Here is a 2504-nt window from a genome sequence, read left to right on the forward strand (position 1 = left end):
AGCTCTTGCGACCATCACCGGAGTAAATGACAGGGCCAAGGGGAATACAACCTGCATACCGATATTCAGGTGTGCAATGGCGCGGATATATCTTTTACCTATTTTTATTTCACTGGCAGATGGGGGTTTGCTTTTATTCATATATAACTCAAGAAAATTAACAATAAACGGCTAATATTGATTGGCTTTCTAACTTGATGGGGAACGCGACTAGAATAATTATCCCCATGACTAAATCGACCTACAAATCATATAATTAAACGTAAGTTAAACATCCTTTCCTCGTTGTATTAGATGATATTTCACATACAGAAAATCCCAACGCAATACAGGTTGTTAATACATATATGCGCATTAGGATTGTTTAAACATTGGATTGCACAAGTACGTGCAGTTTATGCTTCCCATTAGAATGCAACTTGGCCAACGCCAGCAACACAATAATTGAGGGATGTATGTCTTAGCTGTTCAGTCGTTGAATTCCATTTCAGCGGGCTGCCATCCTAGCGATAAATACACAATCACATAGATAAAAGAGGTACAAAATGGCTATCAGCACCCGCTTTACGACCATTTAGTAACCACCATGCTAGCGGTGGATTTGAATCATTATAATGATTTTTTTGTTATTTAGATCTTATTATCTGCAAAAATACAAAAAACGGTATTAAATTCTAATTAATTGTTTTTTATTCAAAACGGAAGAATATTATGTGAAAAAATAAGTAAGTCGGGGATTATTTATAGCGAGTTTATTTTTAACAAGAATTGTTTAATCTGCGTTTAGATTTTAATAATCTATCTTTATATATTAATTCATGATTTGCTTAAATAACAAAAGTACAATAACTAAAACCTATTCATTTAGCTTTCATTTAAATAAATATAATTAAAAACACTGGAAGTGATATTTAAAATACACATTCATTTCCAGTAACAGACTAGAAACATTTATAGAGAGATTTAAAAGTGATATTTATTAAGCATGTTTAATGATTTTCTTAATAGTTACGTCTTGTTTGAAATTCTTCAGACAAGATAAAACGCAATATTCCGCATAATAAAGCTAGGTTTATTATATGTATATAGGACAAAAGCCGCATTGATGTAGCCACTAACCTACAGGCATAGGATCGCTGACATTATTTTCCGTAATGATCGTCATCAGCAGTGAGTTGAGAGAGTCCTCATTATCATCCTGATAATTTTTATTTTACTTTTATGTAAAAAGAAATGTATTTCTATTTTTGTTACGGACATTTTTAAATTGCCGCAGTTATCAGCGCGCAATTATTTTCGAGAGTGACAGAAAAATGGTTATCGGTTTAATTTAATAAAACCTGAAATTATCACCAGAGTGATATTGACTGAGTTGAAGAGATAAAAAGAGGATATTCGCCTCCCTCATCAGATAAGGGAGGCGAGAAAGGAGAATTGGCGGATTACTTGTAAATACGAACCTTGCAGTTTTTCCCTTTGATCTTGCCTTCCTGAAGCTGCTTGATAGCTTTCTTAGCTGATGCTTTGCGAATAGCTACGTAGGCATGAATCGGGAACATATCGATTTTACCCACGTCGGCGGCGGTAAGGCCTGCGTCACCGGTCAATGCACCCAGAATATCGCCAGGGCGGATCTTGGCCTTGCGGCCACCGTCGATGCACAGCGTCACCATTTCAGCTTCCAATGGCTGCATCGGTGATGCCATCATTTTATCCGCAGACAACCAAGTCGATTTCAGGCCGATATAATCTTCCAGCGCATGAGCACGCACCATTTCTGATGGTGCCACAAAGCTCACGGCTAGGCCTTTCTGGCCTGCACGCGCGGTACGGCCAATACGGTGGACGTGAACTTCAGGATCGAAAGAAAGCTCGTAGTTCACGACCATTTCCAGCTCTTTGATATCTAACCCACGCGCGGCGACGTCGGTTGCCACCAACACACGGCAGCTGCGATTAGAGAACGCACCAGAACCTGATCGCGTTCACGCTGTTCTAAATCACCGTGCAGAGCCAGTACGCTAATATTCTGCCCAGACAACGCCTCGTAGACGTCTTGGCAATCACGTTTGGTATTACAGAACACCACGCATGATGCCGGTTGCAGATTGCTCAGCAGCGCTTGGAGCAACGCTAATTTCTCACCGCGTGAGGTTTCATAAAACTGTTGTTCGATATCTGGCAGCGCAGAAACATCGCCGGTTTCAATATTCACAGGCTCACGTTGAATACGTGCGCTGATGCGTTCAATCCCCTGCGGATAGGTTGCAGAGAACAGCAGGGTTTGACGTGAAGTTGGGGTGTAACTGATCACATCGTCGATGGCATCGGCAAAGCCCATATCCAACATGCGGTCGGCTTCATCCAACACCAGCACTTTCATCGCATCCAAACTAACGCTTTTCTTGCGCAAATGTTCCTGAATACGGCCCGGTGTACCCACCACAATATGTGGCGCATGTACCAATGAATCCAGCTGATGGCTGATTGGCTGGCCGCCACAC

General features: G+C 41.0%; 1 pseudogene. It reads right to left on the minus strand.

Annotated elements, in window-relative coordinates:
- Positions 1–1442: 1442 nt before the first annotated feature.
- A pseudogene (gene dbpA, locus BN1044_RS23275) lies at positions 1443–2504 on the minus strand (ATP-dependent RNA helicase DbpA); the annotation flags it as partial.

Source organism: Hafnia alvei (genome assembly GCF_900095695.1).
GTDB classification, from domain to species: Bacteria; Pseudomonadota; Gammaproteobacteria; order Enterobacterales; family Enterobacteriaceae; genus Hafnia; species Hafnia alvei_B.